Origin of the sequence: Providencia sp. PROV119 (genome assembly GCF_028482435.1) — a bacterium.
Lineage (GTDB): Bacteria > Pseudomonadota > Gammaproteobacteria > Enterobacterales > Enterobacteriaceae > Providencia > Providencia stuartii.
Map to the genome: position 1 here is coordinate 310277 of NZ_JAMPQL010000002.1, position 14806 is coordinate 325082.

General features: G+C 38.8%; 14 protein-coding genes. 4 read left to right on the forward strand and 10 right to left on the reverse strand.

Features of this window, described 5'->3' with window-relative positions; genetic code table 11:
* Positions 1–36 precede the first annotated feature (36 nt).
* Positions 37–369, reverse strand: a complete 333-nt coding sequence (locus PSF11_RS03755) for an MliC family protein (RefSeq protein ID WP_004919278.1) — start codon at positions 367–369, stop codon at positions 37–39.
* A gap of 237 nt (positions 370–606) precedes the next feature.
* On the opposite strand from PSF11_RS03755, the gene PSF11_RS03760 reads away from it, so the two are divergent.
* From PSF11_RS03760 to ttcA, 3 genes are all read left to right on the forward strand, one after another.
* Entirely contained in the window at positions 607–1302 is a 696-nt protein-coding gene (locus PSF11_RS03760; protein ID WP_014658241.1) for an aspartate/glutamate racemase family protein, read from the forward strand.
* A gap of 443 nt (positions 1303–1745) precedes the next feature.
* The gene (locus tag PSF11_RS03765) at positions 1746–1994 is read left to right on the forward strand and encodes a helix-turn-helix domain-containing protein (protein WP_004919272.1); all 249 of its coding nucleotides are present in this window, start codon (positions 1746–1748) and stop codon (positions 1992–1994) included.
* 1440 nt (positions 1995–3434) lie between these two features.
* Complete coding sequence (gene ttcA, locus PSF11_RS03770; protein ID WP_004919267.1) at positions 3435–4349, forward strand: tRNA 2-thiocytidine(32) synthetase TtcA; 915 nt, start codon at positions 3435–3437, stop codon at positions 4347–4349.
* A 343-nt stretch (positions 4350–4692) separates the two neighbouring features.
* Here ttcA and zntB read toward each other — a convergent pair whose 3' ends face one another.
* Positions 4693–5676, reverse strand: a complete 984-nt coding sequence (gene zntB / locus PSF11_RS03775) for a zinc transporter ZntB (RefSeq protein ID WP_004919264.1) — start codon at positions 5674–5676, stop codon at positions 4693–4695.
* A gap of 710 nt (positions 5677–6386) precedes the next feature.
* A complete protein-coding gene (locus PSF11_RS03780; RefSeq protein ID WP_072502224.1) occupies positions 6387–8009 on the reverse strand; it encodes a peptide ABC transporter substrate-binding protein in 1623 nt (540 codons plus the stop codon).
* A gap of 445 nt (positions 8010–8454) precedes the next feature.
* On the opposite strand from PSF11_RS03780, the gene tpx reads away from it, so the two are divergent.
* Positions 8455–8958, forward strand: coding sequence for a thiol peroxidase (gene tpx / locus PSF11_RS03785; RefSeq protein WP_014658239.1), 504 nt, complete (start codon positions 8455–8457; stop codon positions 8956–8958).
* Between the two features lie 46 nt (positions 8959–9004).
* On the opposite strand, the gene PSF11_RS03790 is transcribed toward tpx, so the two are convergent.
* The 7 genes from PSF11_RS03790 to pspB all read right to left on the reverse strand — a co-directional run bounded on the left by PSF11_RS03790 (position 9005) and on the right by pspB (position 14780).
* The gene (locus tag PSF11_RS03790; protein ID WP_014658238.1) at positions 9005–9379 is read right to left on the reverse strand and encodes a hypothetical protein; all 375 of its coding nucleotides are present in this window, start codon (positions 9377–9379) and stop codon (positions 9005–9007) included.
* A gap of 178 nt (positions 9380–9557) precedes the next feature.
* Positions 9558–11117 carry a transcriptional regulator TyrR gene (gene tyrR / locus PSF11_RS03795; protein ID WP_014658237.1) on the reverse strand — a complete coding sequence of 520 codons (1560 nt, stop codon included), beginning with the start codon at positions 11115–11117 and terminating at the stop codon, positions 9558–9560.
* 237 nt (positions 11118–11354) lie between these two features.
* Complete coding sequence (locus tag PSF11_RS03800; protein WP_072502223.1) at positions 11355–12410, reverse strand: YcjF family protein; 1056 nt, start codon at positions 12408–12410, stop codon at positions 11355–11357.
* Entirely contained in the window at positions 12407–13804 is a 1398-nt protein-coding gene (locus tag PSF11_RS03805) for a YcjX family protein (RefSeq protein WP_004919250.1), read from the reverse strand. The genes PSF11_RS03800 and PSF11_RS03805 overlap by 4 nt, the downstream gene beginning before the upstream one ends.
* A gap of 120 nt (positions 13805–13924) precedes the next feature.
* Positions 13925–14107 carry a hypothetical protein gene (locus tag PSF11_RS03810; RefSeq protein WP_004919249.1) on the reverse strand — a complete coding sequence of 61 codons (183 nt, stop codon included), beginning with the start codon at positions 14105–14107 and terminating at the stop codon, positions 13925–13927.
* A gap of 89 nt (positions 14108–14196) precedes the next feature.
* A complete protein-coding gene (pspC, locus tag PSF11_RS03815; protein ID WP_014658236.1) occupies positions 14197–14550 on the reverse strand; it encodes an envelope stress response membrane protein PspC in 354 nt (117 codons plus the stop codon).
* Entirely contained in the window at positions 14550–14780 is a 231-nt protein-coding gene (gene pspB / locus PSF11_RS03820; protein WP_004919244.1) for an envelope stress response membrane protein PspB, read from the reverse strand. The genes pspC and pspB overlap by 1 nt, the downstream gene beginning before the upstream one ends.
* Positions 14781–14806 lie beyond the last annotated feature (26 nt).

Below are 14806 nucleotides of genomic sequence, written 5' to 3' on the forward strand. Positions count from 1 at the left end.
GTAGAGTGTGCTAAATAAATTAGCACACTCCATTAATTATTTGACTAATTTACAAGTACGGCCTTTATCATCAGTAATGCGATTGTTAACAACATCATCTTCAGAAATTGTGGCTAAATTAAACTCATTCTTCCCATGAGACCACAACTGCATGTTTTCGCCAACATAACGAGCACCATTTGCTGCTGGAGCGCTTTTTAACACGATAAGTTCATCGCTATAAAGCATCACAGCGGTATTTTCATCAGGGAATGAAACCCTAATTTTCTGATCTTCACACTTATAAGTGTCCGTTTTTGCCGCAAAAGCAGATGACGCTGTTAATGCAGAAACAAGTGCTATAGCCGAAACTGAAATAACTTTACGCATTTTTTCTCCTTAAATCGCTTTGAGAGGTTCTTACCTCTCGGCGATATCATGACAAATCTCATTTTTTGATACATAAGATTCATCCGTAATTATTCTTTTTTCGTCATTTCATTTTATTTTTTAATTTATCTAAGAGTTTCTACTTGTTATTTTAATAGCTTAAATAATCTATTGCCCTAAAAAAATAGTTGTTATAGAAGTATTCTTAGCTATAAAAAATATAATGGAGAAACGGATATGAAAACAATTGGTTTAATCGGGGGAATGAGTTGGGAATCAACTTTGCTTTACTACCGGCAGATTAATGAAGGCATCAAGCAACAGCTTGGCGGTCTTCATTCAGCAAAAATCGCTTTATATAGTGTCGATTTCGCTGAAATAGAACATATGCAATCGGCAGGGCAATGGGAGCTTGCGGGTCAATACCTTGCGCAGGCAGGAAAAAACGTAGAGCAAGCAGGTGCTGACTTTGTTGTACTTTGTACTAATACAATGCACAAAGTTGCCGAGCAAATTGAGAATAACATTAATATTCCTTTACTGCATATTGCTGATGCGACTGGCGAACGCATTATCAATTCAGGCATTAGAAAAATCGGTTTATTAGGTACGGCTTTTACGATGGAGCAACCTTTTTATAAAGATCGTCTTCATGAAAAATACAATTTATCTGTGCTCACACCTAACGACCAAGATAGAAAAATTGTTCATGACATCATTTATCAAGAGCTGTGCCTAGGAAAAATCACTAACGGATCTAAAAAGCAATATCAACGAATTATGGCATCACTGGTTGAAAATGGCGCGGAAGGGATCATTTTGGGTTGCACAGAGATCACGCTATTGGTAGATCAAAATGATACATCGGTACCTATTTTTGATACAACGGCTTTACATGCTCAAAAAGCTGTTGATTTTGCTTTAAGCGAATAATAAATATTCATTTCCTTGAAAATAGCACCTTACTATTATTAGCTCAAAATAGAGTAAGGTGATCTTATGAGGTTAAATACTTTATTGATAATAGACCTTCTATTTTTGAAACAGATAAAGTGGGATAGATTTATCGTTTTTACTTTTAATTGTATTTACCTCATTTTTCGTCATTTCTTACCATGCACTAAGTGGATTTACTTAACTTTTCTTATGTTAAGAAAAATTATTTATCCAGTGATATTAGTTTTAATATCTATAACTGTACAAATCTGACATTTTTTAGATTCATTTATCGCCAAATTCACTATTAGATAAATATAAAATTTCCATATGATTATTTTGACTTTATGAAATACACTTTTTTAGCAGAATAATACTATTGAATTAATCATATTATTTCTGATAATAGCCTTACATTTTACGCTATGGATAATTGACTCATGAAGCAACCAAACTTTAGAGGAATCGCTTTAGGCAACTATATTAGAAAACTACGTACATCCCGAGGTATCTCTACGGAAGCCATGGCTGCTGCATTAAAAATATCAGAACGAAACTATATTCAATATGAAGAAGGAAGCGTCTCTATTTATGTGGAACACCTAATGATTGTTTCTAGTATACTGGATGTGGATATTAAACATTTGCTTGAAGTTTTTGAAAAACCAGGAAAACCAACTTGGATATAGATATTGACTGTCCTTCCTTCACCCCTGAATATACAGCAGGGCTAAACGCCCTACTGTTTCCAATGTTATTTAATTTTTTGTTATTCTTAGTATTATTCTAATGATCATTTTATGATAAAGACTAGCTAGTAAATTTAATAATTAATAGTTTTAGATGAATAATAAAATTTAACAATATGAGTTAAATAAGTTAACAAGCATGCGCTTTACAAAAAAAACAGTAATAATCGCTCAATATTAATGTGTTATTGCTACTTTTATTAGCAACTATGCCATCGTATTTTTTTAATATCTAATTGATAAAGCAATGCATTATCAAAATATCAACGAGATATACTGTGAATTTCTAGCTGTTTTTTAATGCGTTAATAATTTTTCACTGCCCTAAAATTTATTCTAATCCAATCGCAACATCAAAGCTAAACCACTTTATGGTGGCAGCCAATATTTTTGATTTCTTACCGACACACGATGTCAAAAACCCTATGCTTGACTGATAAACGCCATAGCAGCATCAGCCAATGAAAAATCTACTTTTTATTCACTAATCACCATTGAATACACTTTTGATGACATTTAATCTTTATTTATTTAATATATAACTTAAGTTGATTTTTTATCTGGGGTATTGGGTGAGTAAATTACATAAATACTGCACAAGTCGGTATTCATTAGCCATTGTATTTTTCTTGATTTGGATGTTGATCCTTCCTAGTATGACGTTCGCCTCGATACTTGTGTTTAAATATCGAGTGCTAGATGTAAATCATGCCTATTCACTTATGTTAGTCGTTTTATTTGTCAGGATTTTTTTATCCATTATTGTGATTCTATTTTTATCTTGCATGACATGGATAAAACCATCGATATGGCGGGTTATCGCTTTATCTGTTGTGTTAATGCAATTTGTTTTATGGCTAGATTCATACATACCTTGGCTAACTAATCTCCGTCACTAATGCCGCCATTATCGCATGCCAACCGATATAATTTATTGATATATAAGTACCTCTATCACTATGAAAGCCACGCTTTTTAGAGGTTGTAATGCGCGTTGCTACGATACCTAAAGATTCTAGGATTTAACAGATTTGAGTTTGAGCTTTTGACTATAACTTCTTATTTTTCATTGTGTTATGAACACCACAATAATTGAGTTATCTTCCATTACTAAAGCTCCTCATTTATTAAAATGGATCAATTTTGACTTACCTGTATCGAAAGACCTCGTCCATCTGCTATTATGGCTGGCTTAGCAATTTCCTTACCGAGGATTGCCTTAAGTTTTTTGTTAGTGAGTTTATTGCCCGCATCCATAAAGCGCCTTATTTCTTATACAAAAGATACAGCAAGATGATAGGCCATGAGGACAATTAAAAACAAAAAACTTAAAAATCATTGAATTAAACAATAATCAGCAACGATACAGAACAGTAGAAAATGAACGCACAGAAAGAACAATATAACTTTAACAAGCTACAAAAAAAATTGCGCCGCGATGTAGGGCAAGCCATTGCCGACTTCAACATGATTGAAGATGGCGATCGGATTATGGTCTGCCTATCTGGTGGTAAAGACAGTTATACCCTACTTTCTATTTTGCAAAGCCTGCAAAAAAGTGCACCGATCTCTTTCTCGTTGGTTGCTGTTAACTTAGATCAAAAACAACCCGGTTTCCCCGAGCATATTCTCCCCGAATACCTTGAAAACCTCGGAATCGAGTACAAGATTGTTGAAGAGAATACCTATGGGATTGTAAAAGAGAAAATCCCAGAAGGGAAAACAACATGCTCACTATGCTCCCGTTTACGTAGAGGCATTTTATATCGTACCGCAACAGAATTAGGCGCAACTAAAATCGCACTAGGCCACCATCGCGACGATATCTTACAAACTCTTTTTCTAAATATGTTTTACGGTGGAAAACTAAAAGGTATGCCACCTAAATTAATGAGCGATGACGGTAAACATATTGTGATCCGCCCTTTAGCTTATTGCCGAGAAAAAGATATTGAGCGTTACGCCCAAGCAAAAGAATTTCCAATTATTCCGTGTAATCTTTGTGGTTCACAACCTAATTTACAGCGTCAAGTAATTAAAGATCTGCTACGTGATTGGGATAAACGCTACCCAGGTCGTATTGAAACGATGTTCAGAGCCACTCAAAATGTCGTTCCCTCTCACTTATGTGATACTGAGTTGTTTGATTTTAAAAATGTCGCTCATGGCGATACCGTCATCAATGGTGGCGATTTAGCATTTGATCGAGAAGAAATCCCCACACAACACCAAATTGATGATGACGATAGACCTGAATTTACTGCGGAACGCCTGAATGTTATTGAGGTGAAATAACGCCATTGCCACCATCACTTTGTATGAAGGTGGCAAGATGCTTATTTGTATCATGCTGCGCACCTGAATGTCGCTACCCCAACAAATATCCGTTTTGCATTCTCTACAATGTGAATGGATTGAAGGTAAATTTAGAATAAAAAAAAGCCGATGCAATATACATCGGCATTACAGTGGTCAATTATTCTGTACAAGAACTCAATATGAGAAAAACTACAATTATGGAGCACAACGTTCATCGCTCAACGTTGCATTCACCTGCGGAATTAATAGTGCCCCAAATCAACGTACCTTTTATTGATTTATCTCAAACAAGGGTGGGTTAACACAGATAACTTTCTTTTTAAAGCCAACGGCTTTTTCTCAACCACCAAAAAACAGTACCAATTAATACCGCCAATAAGAGACAAAATACGCTGAATGCAAACCTAAATTCACTGCCAGGAATACCTGCTAAATTGACCCCAAATAACCCTGTTAAAAAAGTTGTTGGTAAAAAAATCATCGCAAGTAGTGACATCGTATAAATACGACGGTTCATCATTTCGGTCATCATATTGGTGATTTCATCAGACATAATTGCTGTACGCGAAACAAAACCATCCAAATCCTCAATACAACGCCCTAAACGATCGGAAATTTCCTGCAACCGCCGCCTATCGGTATCATCAATCCATAATAGCTTTTCTGTCGCCAAACGCGCCAACATATCCCGCTGTGGTGCCATATAGCGACGTATCACAATAATTTGTTTGCGTAATAACGCAAGTTCACCGCGCTCAGGGATTTCACCATTCAAAATGGTATCTTCCATCCCAATTAAACGTTCATGTAAAGTATCGGTAAAATCGCTGATTTCATCAGTAATCGCATCCGCAACTTCCACCAGCCAATCTCCGGTACTTTGCGCACCAACCCCTTCTTGTAAGTCAATAATAACTGAATCGAGCGAATTTACTTTTCTATGGCGACTTGAAATAATCAATCGACTGTTAATAAAAACACGGAAAGCGACTAGCTGTTCAGGGCGCTGGCCTGCATTAGTGTTCAACGTTTGCAATGTTAATAAAATGCCATCGCCAACTCTCAAAATTCGCCAACGACCTGCATGGCCACAAAGCGCGGCTTTAACTTGTTCGCTAAACAGCTCTGAGTTTTGGATCCATTGCTCACTTTCTCGATTTTTATAATCATAATGTAGCCAAAAAGGAGATTGTTGAGTGGCACTCGCGTTAACATCAAGGGGAATAAATCCACCCTCTCCATTTAATTGGAATGCATGTACAGGGTTTGAACTCTGAAATAATGAGCCATAAATCAACGCCATGCCGTTATCTCCTTCCTTTTAAGCCAGTTATCGTTATAGCATAGAGGGAATATGCCGGAAATATCAAGGTGAAAAATAGCGTTGGCCCAATTCACGGTTTTATCGTATCGATAATATAAGAAATATCTTAGATTAGATTGAATATATAGGTAACATAAAATATAGGTTGAATAACGCCTATTTTTGCTTATTAGCTTATCTCAAATAAGCCCTACCAAAGCTTGAAATATCAGTATGGTACTGTTAAATCACATTTAGAATATTTATTATTCTCCGTATTTTCACCATACCTGCTTATTATCTATTCATCATGGTAGTCATAACAAAATTCGCAAGTCCCTACTATCCAGCCTAACGCCTATATTAATATGGCACATCAAAGCGAGTATATTCTCTTCGCTTATTCGACGTAATATATAAAATTTTGTTTAATTAACAGACAGCTATCAGATAATACGTAAGAATAATGCGTTCAAATGAAAGTATAGTCAGTAAAAGCGAACGATTTGTTTTGCAACCGCCATTTTTGCTAAATACCAACATTACTTTGCCACAAAAGAACAATAAATTAACATCGGACTACATTAGTATTCACTTTGTAGTGTTTATTCCTTTTTTGGTCCTCCTTCTGTCTCTCCAGCGGAAGGAGCTTTTTCTTTTTTACACCCAAAAAAACAGCCCATATAAAAATGTATAGGCTGCGTATGGCGTTAGTGTTCAATAATATAAAAACTATGGCTGTATGCCACATCTTCAGGGTTTTCTATTGGATACCCTTTTAACCATGGCTTAATCAAACGCCCATTCGTATACTGATATATTGGGGCAATCGGTGCTTCTTGAGCGATTATTTCTTCCGCTTGATTATAATAACGGTTACGCAACTCTTCGTTTGTCTCAATACTCGCCGAAGCCATCACCTCATCATATCTTTTGCTATTAAATTTGGGGATATTGCCACTATGTTGAGCGGTTAATAACGATAAGAAGGTAGAGGGTTCATTAAAATCACCTATCCAAGATGCCCTAATGACGTCAAAGTTCCCCGTATTGCGGCTGTCAATATAGGTTTTCCATTCTTGGTTGACTAGCTTAACTTCAGCTCCCAATTTTTTCTTCCACATTGAAGCCACAGCAATAGCAATTTTTTGGTGATTTTCCGAACTATTATACAGAAGAACCAATCTTAACGGGTTATTAGGCCCATAGCCTGCTGAATGCAATAGCGCTTTTGCCTTTTCATCTAACTCTTTTTGGGAAGCATTATCATACATCCCTTTTTGCGGTTTGAATCCGGCTGTCACGTCTGGCGTAAAACGATTTGCTGGCTTTTCCCCTGTACCTAATACTTTTTTAGCAATCAAATTACGATCAATCGTCATTGATAAGGCTTTACGCACTCGAGCATCGTTAGTTGGCGCTCTTTGTGTATTAAATGCATAGTAATAAGTACCTAATTGGTCAGGTGTGAAAACCTCATTAGGAATATCTGCCAGTAATTTTTGATAACGTTGTTTAGGGAAAGATTCTGTAATATCCAAATCCCCCGCTAAATAGCGATTTGTTGCATTTGACTCTTGGTTGATAGGAACAAAAGTCACTTTTGTGATCACAGTATTTGCATGATCCCAGTAGAATGGATTTGGTGTTAACACAATTTTTTCATTAACCATTCTATCCGATAATATAAATGCACCATTACCCACTAAATTACCAACTTTAATCCAATCCGCACCATATTTTTCGACCGTCTTAGCATGAACAGGGAATAAGCTAAAGTTAGCCGTTAAGGATGGGAAATAAGGAATTGGCTTATCAAGCGTAATTTTAAGGGTTCGTTTGTCAATGGCTTCTACCCCCAGTTGATCGGCAGGTAATTTCCCATCAATAATTTGTTGTGCATTATTAATACCAGCAAGGGCACCAAACCACGCAAACGGTGAGGTATTTTCAGGCATAACTAACCGACGCCAGCTATATACAAAATCGTCGGCTGTCACAGGGTCACCATTTGACCAACGCGCATCAGGACGTAGCTTAAACATCCACGTTTTATTATCCGTCGTGCTCCAACTTTGCGCAACGCCGGGGATAGGTTTCCCATGACTATCTTGATTAACCAACCCTTCGAATAAATCACGCATAACCTGAGCTTCAGTCAGCCCAACAGACTTTATCGGATCTAAGGATGCCGGTTCATCTTTTAGATGACGGGTCACCACTTGCTTTTCTGCCAGTACTGTACCAGCAGGAATAACAGCCGAAACAGCAGGAGCAGCGGTAAACATCGCTGTAAAAATAATAGCTAAAGATGAAAGTGAGCGTTTATGCATTTTGGGATTCTGTCGTATTAGCAAATAAGGTTAACTGACAATTTCGTGCTACGAGACCGAAAAATCAGCTAAGCAAATATAAAAGATATTCTACATATTATGACTAATAAAATATCTTAGCTAGAGGTTGATGGCTTCACAAAACGACCAAGAACCCTTTAGGCATCATATTCTTTCATTGTTTAAAAATCTATATACTCTGCTCTAATCTGTTTCCGATGACAGACTCTTTTCTCACCACTTTAACCCTTTCTAGGTATTGTGCTTTCCCCATGGAAAATCACTTGATTTAAAATAATGAGATAAGCACTTAATTAGCAATCAAAGCAAATTGGTTGTGTTATGTTGCTATTGAATTCATCTAGTGCTAGCTTGGTCGCTAGCAAGCTCATCAATAATAATATTCGTAGTTTCACAAACTTGCTCATATATGGGAGAAAATAATATGTCACAGTCCGTCAAGTTAAAAGGTAATGAAGTCACCGTTGATGGTGTATTTTTACAGCCTGGCCATCAAGCAAAAGCATTTACCTTAGTGACTAAAGACCTTTCTGAAGCAACATTGGAAAGTTACAAAGGTAAACGTAAAGTTCTGAACATCTTCCCAAGTGTTGATACTGGCGTTTGTGCTGCATCTGTACGCAAATTTAACCAACTCGCCAATGACCTCAACAATACTGTTGTCCTGTGTATTTCTGCTGACTTGCCTTTTGCACAAGCACGTTTTTGTGGCGCAGAAGGTTTAGACAACGTTGTCACTCTTTCTACTTTCCGTCACCCTGAGTTTGCCAAAAACTATGGCGTTGCGATGACGAGTGGCCCACTAAAAGGGTTAACAGCACGTTCTGTTGTCGTATTAGACGAGAATGATAAAGTGATTTATAGCCAGTTAGTTCCAGAGATCACTGAAGAACCTGATTATGACAAAGCACTTGCTGCATTGAAGTAATCCTCAATAGCAGCCAGCCTAAAAACTGGCTGCTTATTCCCATCAACTATTCCACATAGAGCCAATTCAGTGGCTTGCCCTGTTTAGCATTCACTAAACTCGCAAACAGTTTATTTTCGCTCATCATATTGACTAACGAGTGAGAACAACAACTGAGGATTTTCATTGCCTGCTCTTTATTTGCGGGGCATGAGGATGTGAGGATATCAATAATAAGATCACGGGGTTTATTGCCATTTTTAACAAGGGCTTCCCATGTGAAACGATGGCGTTTTTCTAAATAGCGGGCTGCCGCTCTATTCATCAAATATAACTCAGCAGCCGAGGCCGCTGACTCAAACATATCATTTTTATAATGACGTTGATTGAGATACTCACGTAGTTTTGTATTCACAATAAAGTTAAGAGCGAATTGATCCATAGCAACTCCTTGCAGGCACACGGGCGGCCTTGCGATATCGGTTATCATCAATCAAAATACAGCTTTAACGTTTTTCAAATGAATATCCAGTTATTCTCAGTATAGTTTGCTTTTTGTGCTAAAAGATACCCGCAGTGATGAAATCATCGCCAACGATCACATTTCTCATCAAAAAAAGTTATTCTTGCTCTTTTTTCTGGCTCAATCCATATTCGCGTAACTTATTCGCAATCGCGGTATGGGAAACGTCAAGGCGTTTTGCCAACTTCCGTGTACTTGGATAATCACGATATAAACGTGCGAGTACCGATGCCTCATAACGTTTTGTTATTTCATCTAACGAACCATTTAAAGAGTCAACAGCCACCGTTGGTAAATTGTCTATTTCTGGCAAATCAATATCATGTGAATTGAGGACATCCCCTTCTAATTGAGTTAAGCCTTGATAAATGGCATTTCGTAACTGCCTTACATTACCAGGCCAATAATAGCGGCTTAGATAATCAACTAAGGAAGGTGCTAATCGAGGTTTAGGGATATTTAACTCTTTAGAAAAATTCGCGACAAAAACTTCGGTTAGCGGCAAGATATCTTCTTGTCTTTCACGTAAAGGAGGAATAGTTAAGCTCAAAACATTTAAGCGATAATATAAATCTTCCCTAAATTTTTTCTGTGCAACGAGCTCTGGCAGGTTCTTTTGTGTGGCACAAATGACCCGCACATCCACTTTCACTTCTCGCTCTTCACCGACGCGCCTAAATGTTCCATCATTCAGAAAACGCAATAGTTTTATCTGCATTTGCGGTGACATTTCCGCAATTTCATCCAATAATACCGTGCCACCGTTTGCCTGTTCAAAGAACCCTTTTTTCCCATCTAAGGCATTCGGATATGCCCCTGCTGCATAACCAAACAATTCACTTTCGACCACATCATCAGGCATTGAAGCACAATTCAGCCCTAAAAATGGCGCACTACCGCGTGCACTATGCAAATGACACGCTTTGGCTAGCATATCTTTACCTGTTCCCGTTTCCCCAACTAACAATAAAGGCTCATCTAACATTGCGATACGTTTAGCACGTTCGACAACATGTGACATGGCGGGGCTACTGGCAACGATAAGGTCAAAACCATCCACATCTGCACCCACAATTTGCTTGCGCTGTTTTTCTAATATCGCTATTGATTTTAGTAATAAAACAGCACCAGTACAGTGTGACTTGCCATTTTCATCCGCTAAGATGATTGGCGTGACTTGCATTAAATAGTCATTTCCTTTTACGGTTACTCTTTCCGTATAAGGCTCAGGCTCTTCTCGCTCAAACCAACGTTGTAAACCATGGTTACTAACCAGTTGCGAGAAAGTCTTTTGTTTTATCTTGGTTTCATCCACGCCAAAAATTTGTAATGACATTGGGTTAACCAATTCAATGTTTAGTTTATTATCGATGGATAAAACTGGTTCAGGGAATGAGTTTAATAGCGCCCACACCGCCTTATGCTCCCGCTCAGACGGCATGAAAAAGATACGACGTACATCAATTACGCCATTAATACGACGAATTTCTGCCATTAACGTGCTAAACACCTGAAAATCAACAGGCGTAAAATTGAGGTATATCCGTCTCTGCGCCGATATTTCAATGCCTTTAAGATCAATATTCTGTAGGACCAATAAATCAAGCAATTCACGAGTTAGACCGATACGGTCTTGGCAAGTCACTTCGAGGCGCATGGATAAAAACCTTTAGCAGAAACAATATAGATCTAATATTTTAGCTTGATTTACGGTAAGAATACAGCACATGTGTCACATATTGTTGACACTAATAATTTACAACGTGGGAAAATGGCAAAAATTGCTATTACGACAACAAGTAATAATCAGGGATGGTTGTAGAGATAACCACTTTCTGTTTTTAGGCTGGCAAGTGTACTTTACTGTCAATCACACCTGCCAGCGATGAGACTTTTATTTAGCGTCTTTTTTGCTCGGAACCGCATTTTTTATTTGGCTCAGCAGTTGCCCTCGGAAATCAGCTAAACGCGGTTTATCATCAATCCACGGCAATGGGCGACACAACTCCATCGCTTTAATCCCTAATCTGGCGGTTAATAGCCCTGCACCAATGCCTTGTGCGGCACGAGTAGATAAACGAGCCGTAATATCTTGCGATAACCAGTCCATACCCACTTCACGGATCAGCTCTGACGCTCCGGCAAAAGCAATGTTAATTAATACCATTCGAAAGAGTCGAATGCGGCTGTAATACCCTAATTCAATGCCGTAAATTGCAGCAATTCTATTAATTAAACGAATATTTCTCCATGCAATAAATGCCATATCAACAATGGCAAGTGGGCTAACCGCAATCATCAGAGCAGACTCGGCCGACGAGCGGCTGATCTCTTTACGTGCTTGTTCATCAAGAATCGGCTGAACTAATTTGCTATACAACTCAACCATTTCACGGTCATTGTGTGTTTCCTGTATCGTAGCCTGCCAACGTTGCACTGCGGGATGCTGCTCCGAAAGTGCCGACTGTTTTGCCAGTTTTTCACAAAAAACTTTCCCTTGCCCCATGCCATGGCTGTGTAGCAATTCCCTTGCAATATCACGCTCTTGAGCCCGCTCTTTTAAGCGATATAGACGCCGCCATTCTGTGGCAATTGATCCGACACCTGCAACGACAATTAGTCCTCCTGCGGCTGCTGTACCCAATGCAGTCCAATCTTGCGTGACCCATGACGTGTGGATCCAGATACCTAACTGAGCCATCACACTCACCGCAAAAATCCCAACTGCCGTTCCGACTAGCCTACGCCAGAAACTCCTTTTAGGCTTAAGCGCTTCGTTAATTAAACTTTCAACCTCACCTTCTTGCTCATCTTGCTCGGCCTCAATTTCTACGGGCGTAAATTTATGTTGCTCTTGCGGATCAAAGTGGCGTGCTTTTCTGAGTTTTTCAGCCTCTGCTGCTATATCTTCTTCGGAAAAATCAACTCGTTGTTTGATTGGTTCATTCATTTCAATTTATCTCCCAACAAGAACTCCAGTGCACTGTCCATCCGAATATGAGGTAACGGCTGATCTAACGGTGTTTGCCGAGGACGGAAGTTTTCAAACTCAAACCGCTGCTTTTGCCAAAAGACTTCACTCGGAAGCCTTTTTGGAACCTCCCCTGGATAGAATGTCATCAATTGACCATCGCTCAAACGTTCCCCTTTTAATGCTGGCAGCTTTTCACCTTGATAATCAACAATACCACTCTCTGTGGCTTGGATAGACGCAAGACCAATACAATCCATGCTAATTCCTTCGAATGCTGCGTTTTGCCAAGCCTCTTGGACCAACTGCTGTAATAACGACACTAGGTTGGCATGTTGATCTGGCGTGACATGGTCAGACTTACTTGCAGCAAATAGCAGCTTATCTATGCAGGGGGAAAACATACGTCTTAGTAGCGTTCGTTTACCATAATGGAAGCTACGCATTAGCTGTGTCAGAGCCATGCGCATATCGTTAAATGCGTCCGGACCACTGTTTAAAGGTTGTAAACAGTCCACCAGAACAATTTGCCGATCAAACCGTTGAAAATGGTCTTTATAAAAGCCTTTTACAACATTCTCACAGTAATATTGATAGCGACGCTGTAGCATACCAATGTTGGTATGCTTATCGGCTTGCGCCAGTTTTTTCTCACCATATTTTTCGATATTCGGCCATGGAAAAAACTGTAATGCTGGCGCTCCAGCAAGCTCCCCTGGAAGTACAAAACGTCCGGGTTGAATAAAATGTTGGCCTTGCGCTTTACACTCTTCTAAATACGTGGTGTAGGCCGTGGAAATTGCCGCGAGTAAATTTTCATCGGCGGGTGCGAGTGGGTCACATGACTCACATAATGTTAACCATGCTTGCGCAAGCTTACCTCGCTCCCCTTTTTGTAAGGTCTTCATTTGAGAAGACCATTCTAAGTAGCTTTGATCAAGCATAGGAAGGTCGAGTAACCATTCCCCTGGATAATCGATAATTTCCAGATATAAAGAAGAGTTATCAACAAAATGACGAAAAAATGAGTCTTCTGAGCGATAATGTAATTTCAAGCGTATTTCACTGACACCGCGTGTCGGCGTTGGCCATTGAGGGGGATGACCATATAATTGTGCGATCCCTTCATCATACGTAAAGCGCTGGATCGAAAAATCGCGTTGCGGTATCCGTTTTACACCCAGTAAACGGTTATCTCGTGCGGCTGAAAATAGCGGTAAACGCGCACCACTATTTACATTTAATAGCTGATTTACAAGAGAAGTAATAAATGCTGTCTTTCCACTACGACTCAGCCCAGTTACGGCGAGCCTAACATGGCGATCGACACTACGATTCACCAAATCCGTCAATTCATTTTGCAGCCGTTTCATATTTCTCCCACTCGCTCAAATATTATTGATGCCTAATTTAGCATAAATTCAGCATCACTAATTTGTTGAGTGCAATTTGTTTTTATACGGTTCAATCAATAACCACTGTATTTTATACGATTATTTTACTATCCGTTTTGTTAAATAACCGATGACCCACTTACTGCCTACTATTTTGAGTATTTTACCAAGAATACCTCCTGGTCCATAAGTTATGGCAAGTGTTGCAACTATCTTCAACCCTTTACTGAGTGCTTGTTTTTTGGCTTGTTGTTTGAGTTTACGTTTAATATTCGTTTGCATAGTGCCACCGCATGAATTTAAGCGTTGGATAGACATTTTAGGGAATAAAACAAAAGTCTTATTCCCCGAAATGTGAGGGCGCACATTAATTATAAATGACGAAACTTACTATTAACGGTATAGGTATCTGAGGTGACATAGCGCTCTATTTGGCGTAAGCGTAGTTCACCTGATTTTAACTGTGCATCAATTTCATTAAATAGTTTGGAAACTTCAACACTAACATCTTGACCTTGATAACCACTTGGAGCTTTAGGTAGCACAAAACACATGACGATATATAAGACCAGTGTTAACCCGAAGCTCATAAAGAGTGCCAATATGGCAATCACCCTGACTAAGGCAACCGGTAAATCAAAAAATTGTGCGATACCGGCACACACTCCGCCAAAAACACGACGGTCAGTTAATCGATATAATTGGCGATTGCGAAAATCGGTCATTATTTTTGCCTCCAATTAGGATGTTCCGCATCCAGAATATCTTCCAACGTTTTAATGCGCTGTTGCATACGTTGTGTCTGCTCTGCAAGCTGAGTTAAACGTTGGATTTCATTTTCTGTTAGCTGGCTCCCCTGCCTGTTATTCTGTTTGTTGTAGTGTAACCACAACCAAAACGGCAGAATAAAAATGAGAAAAACAATCAGTACGAGAGACAGAAAAACATAGCCCATCACATTTCCTTATATCAAATGGTGGT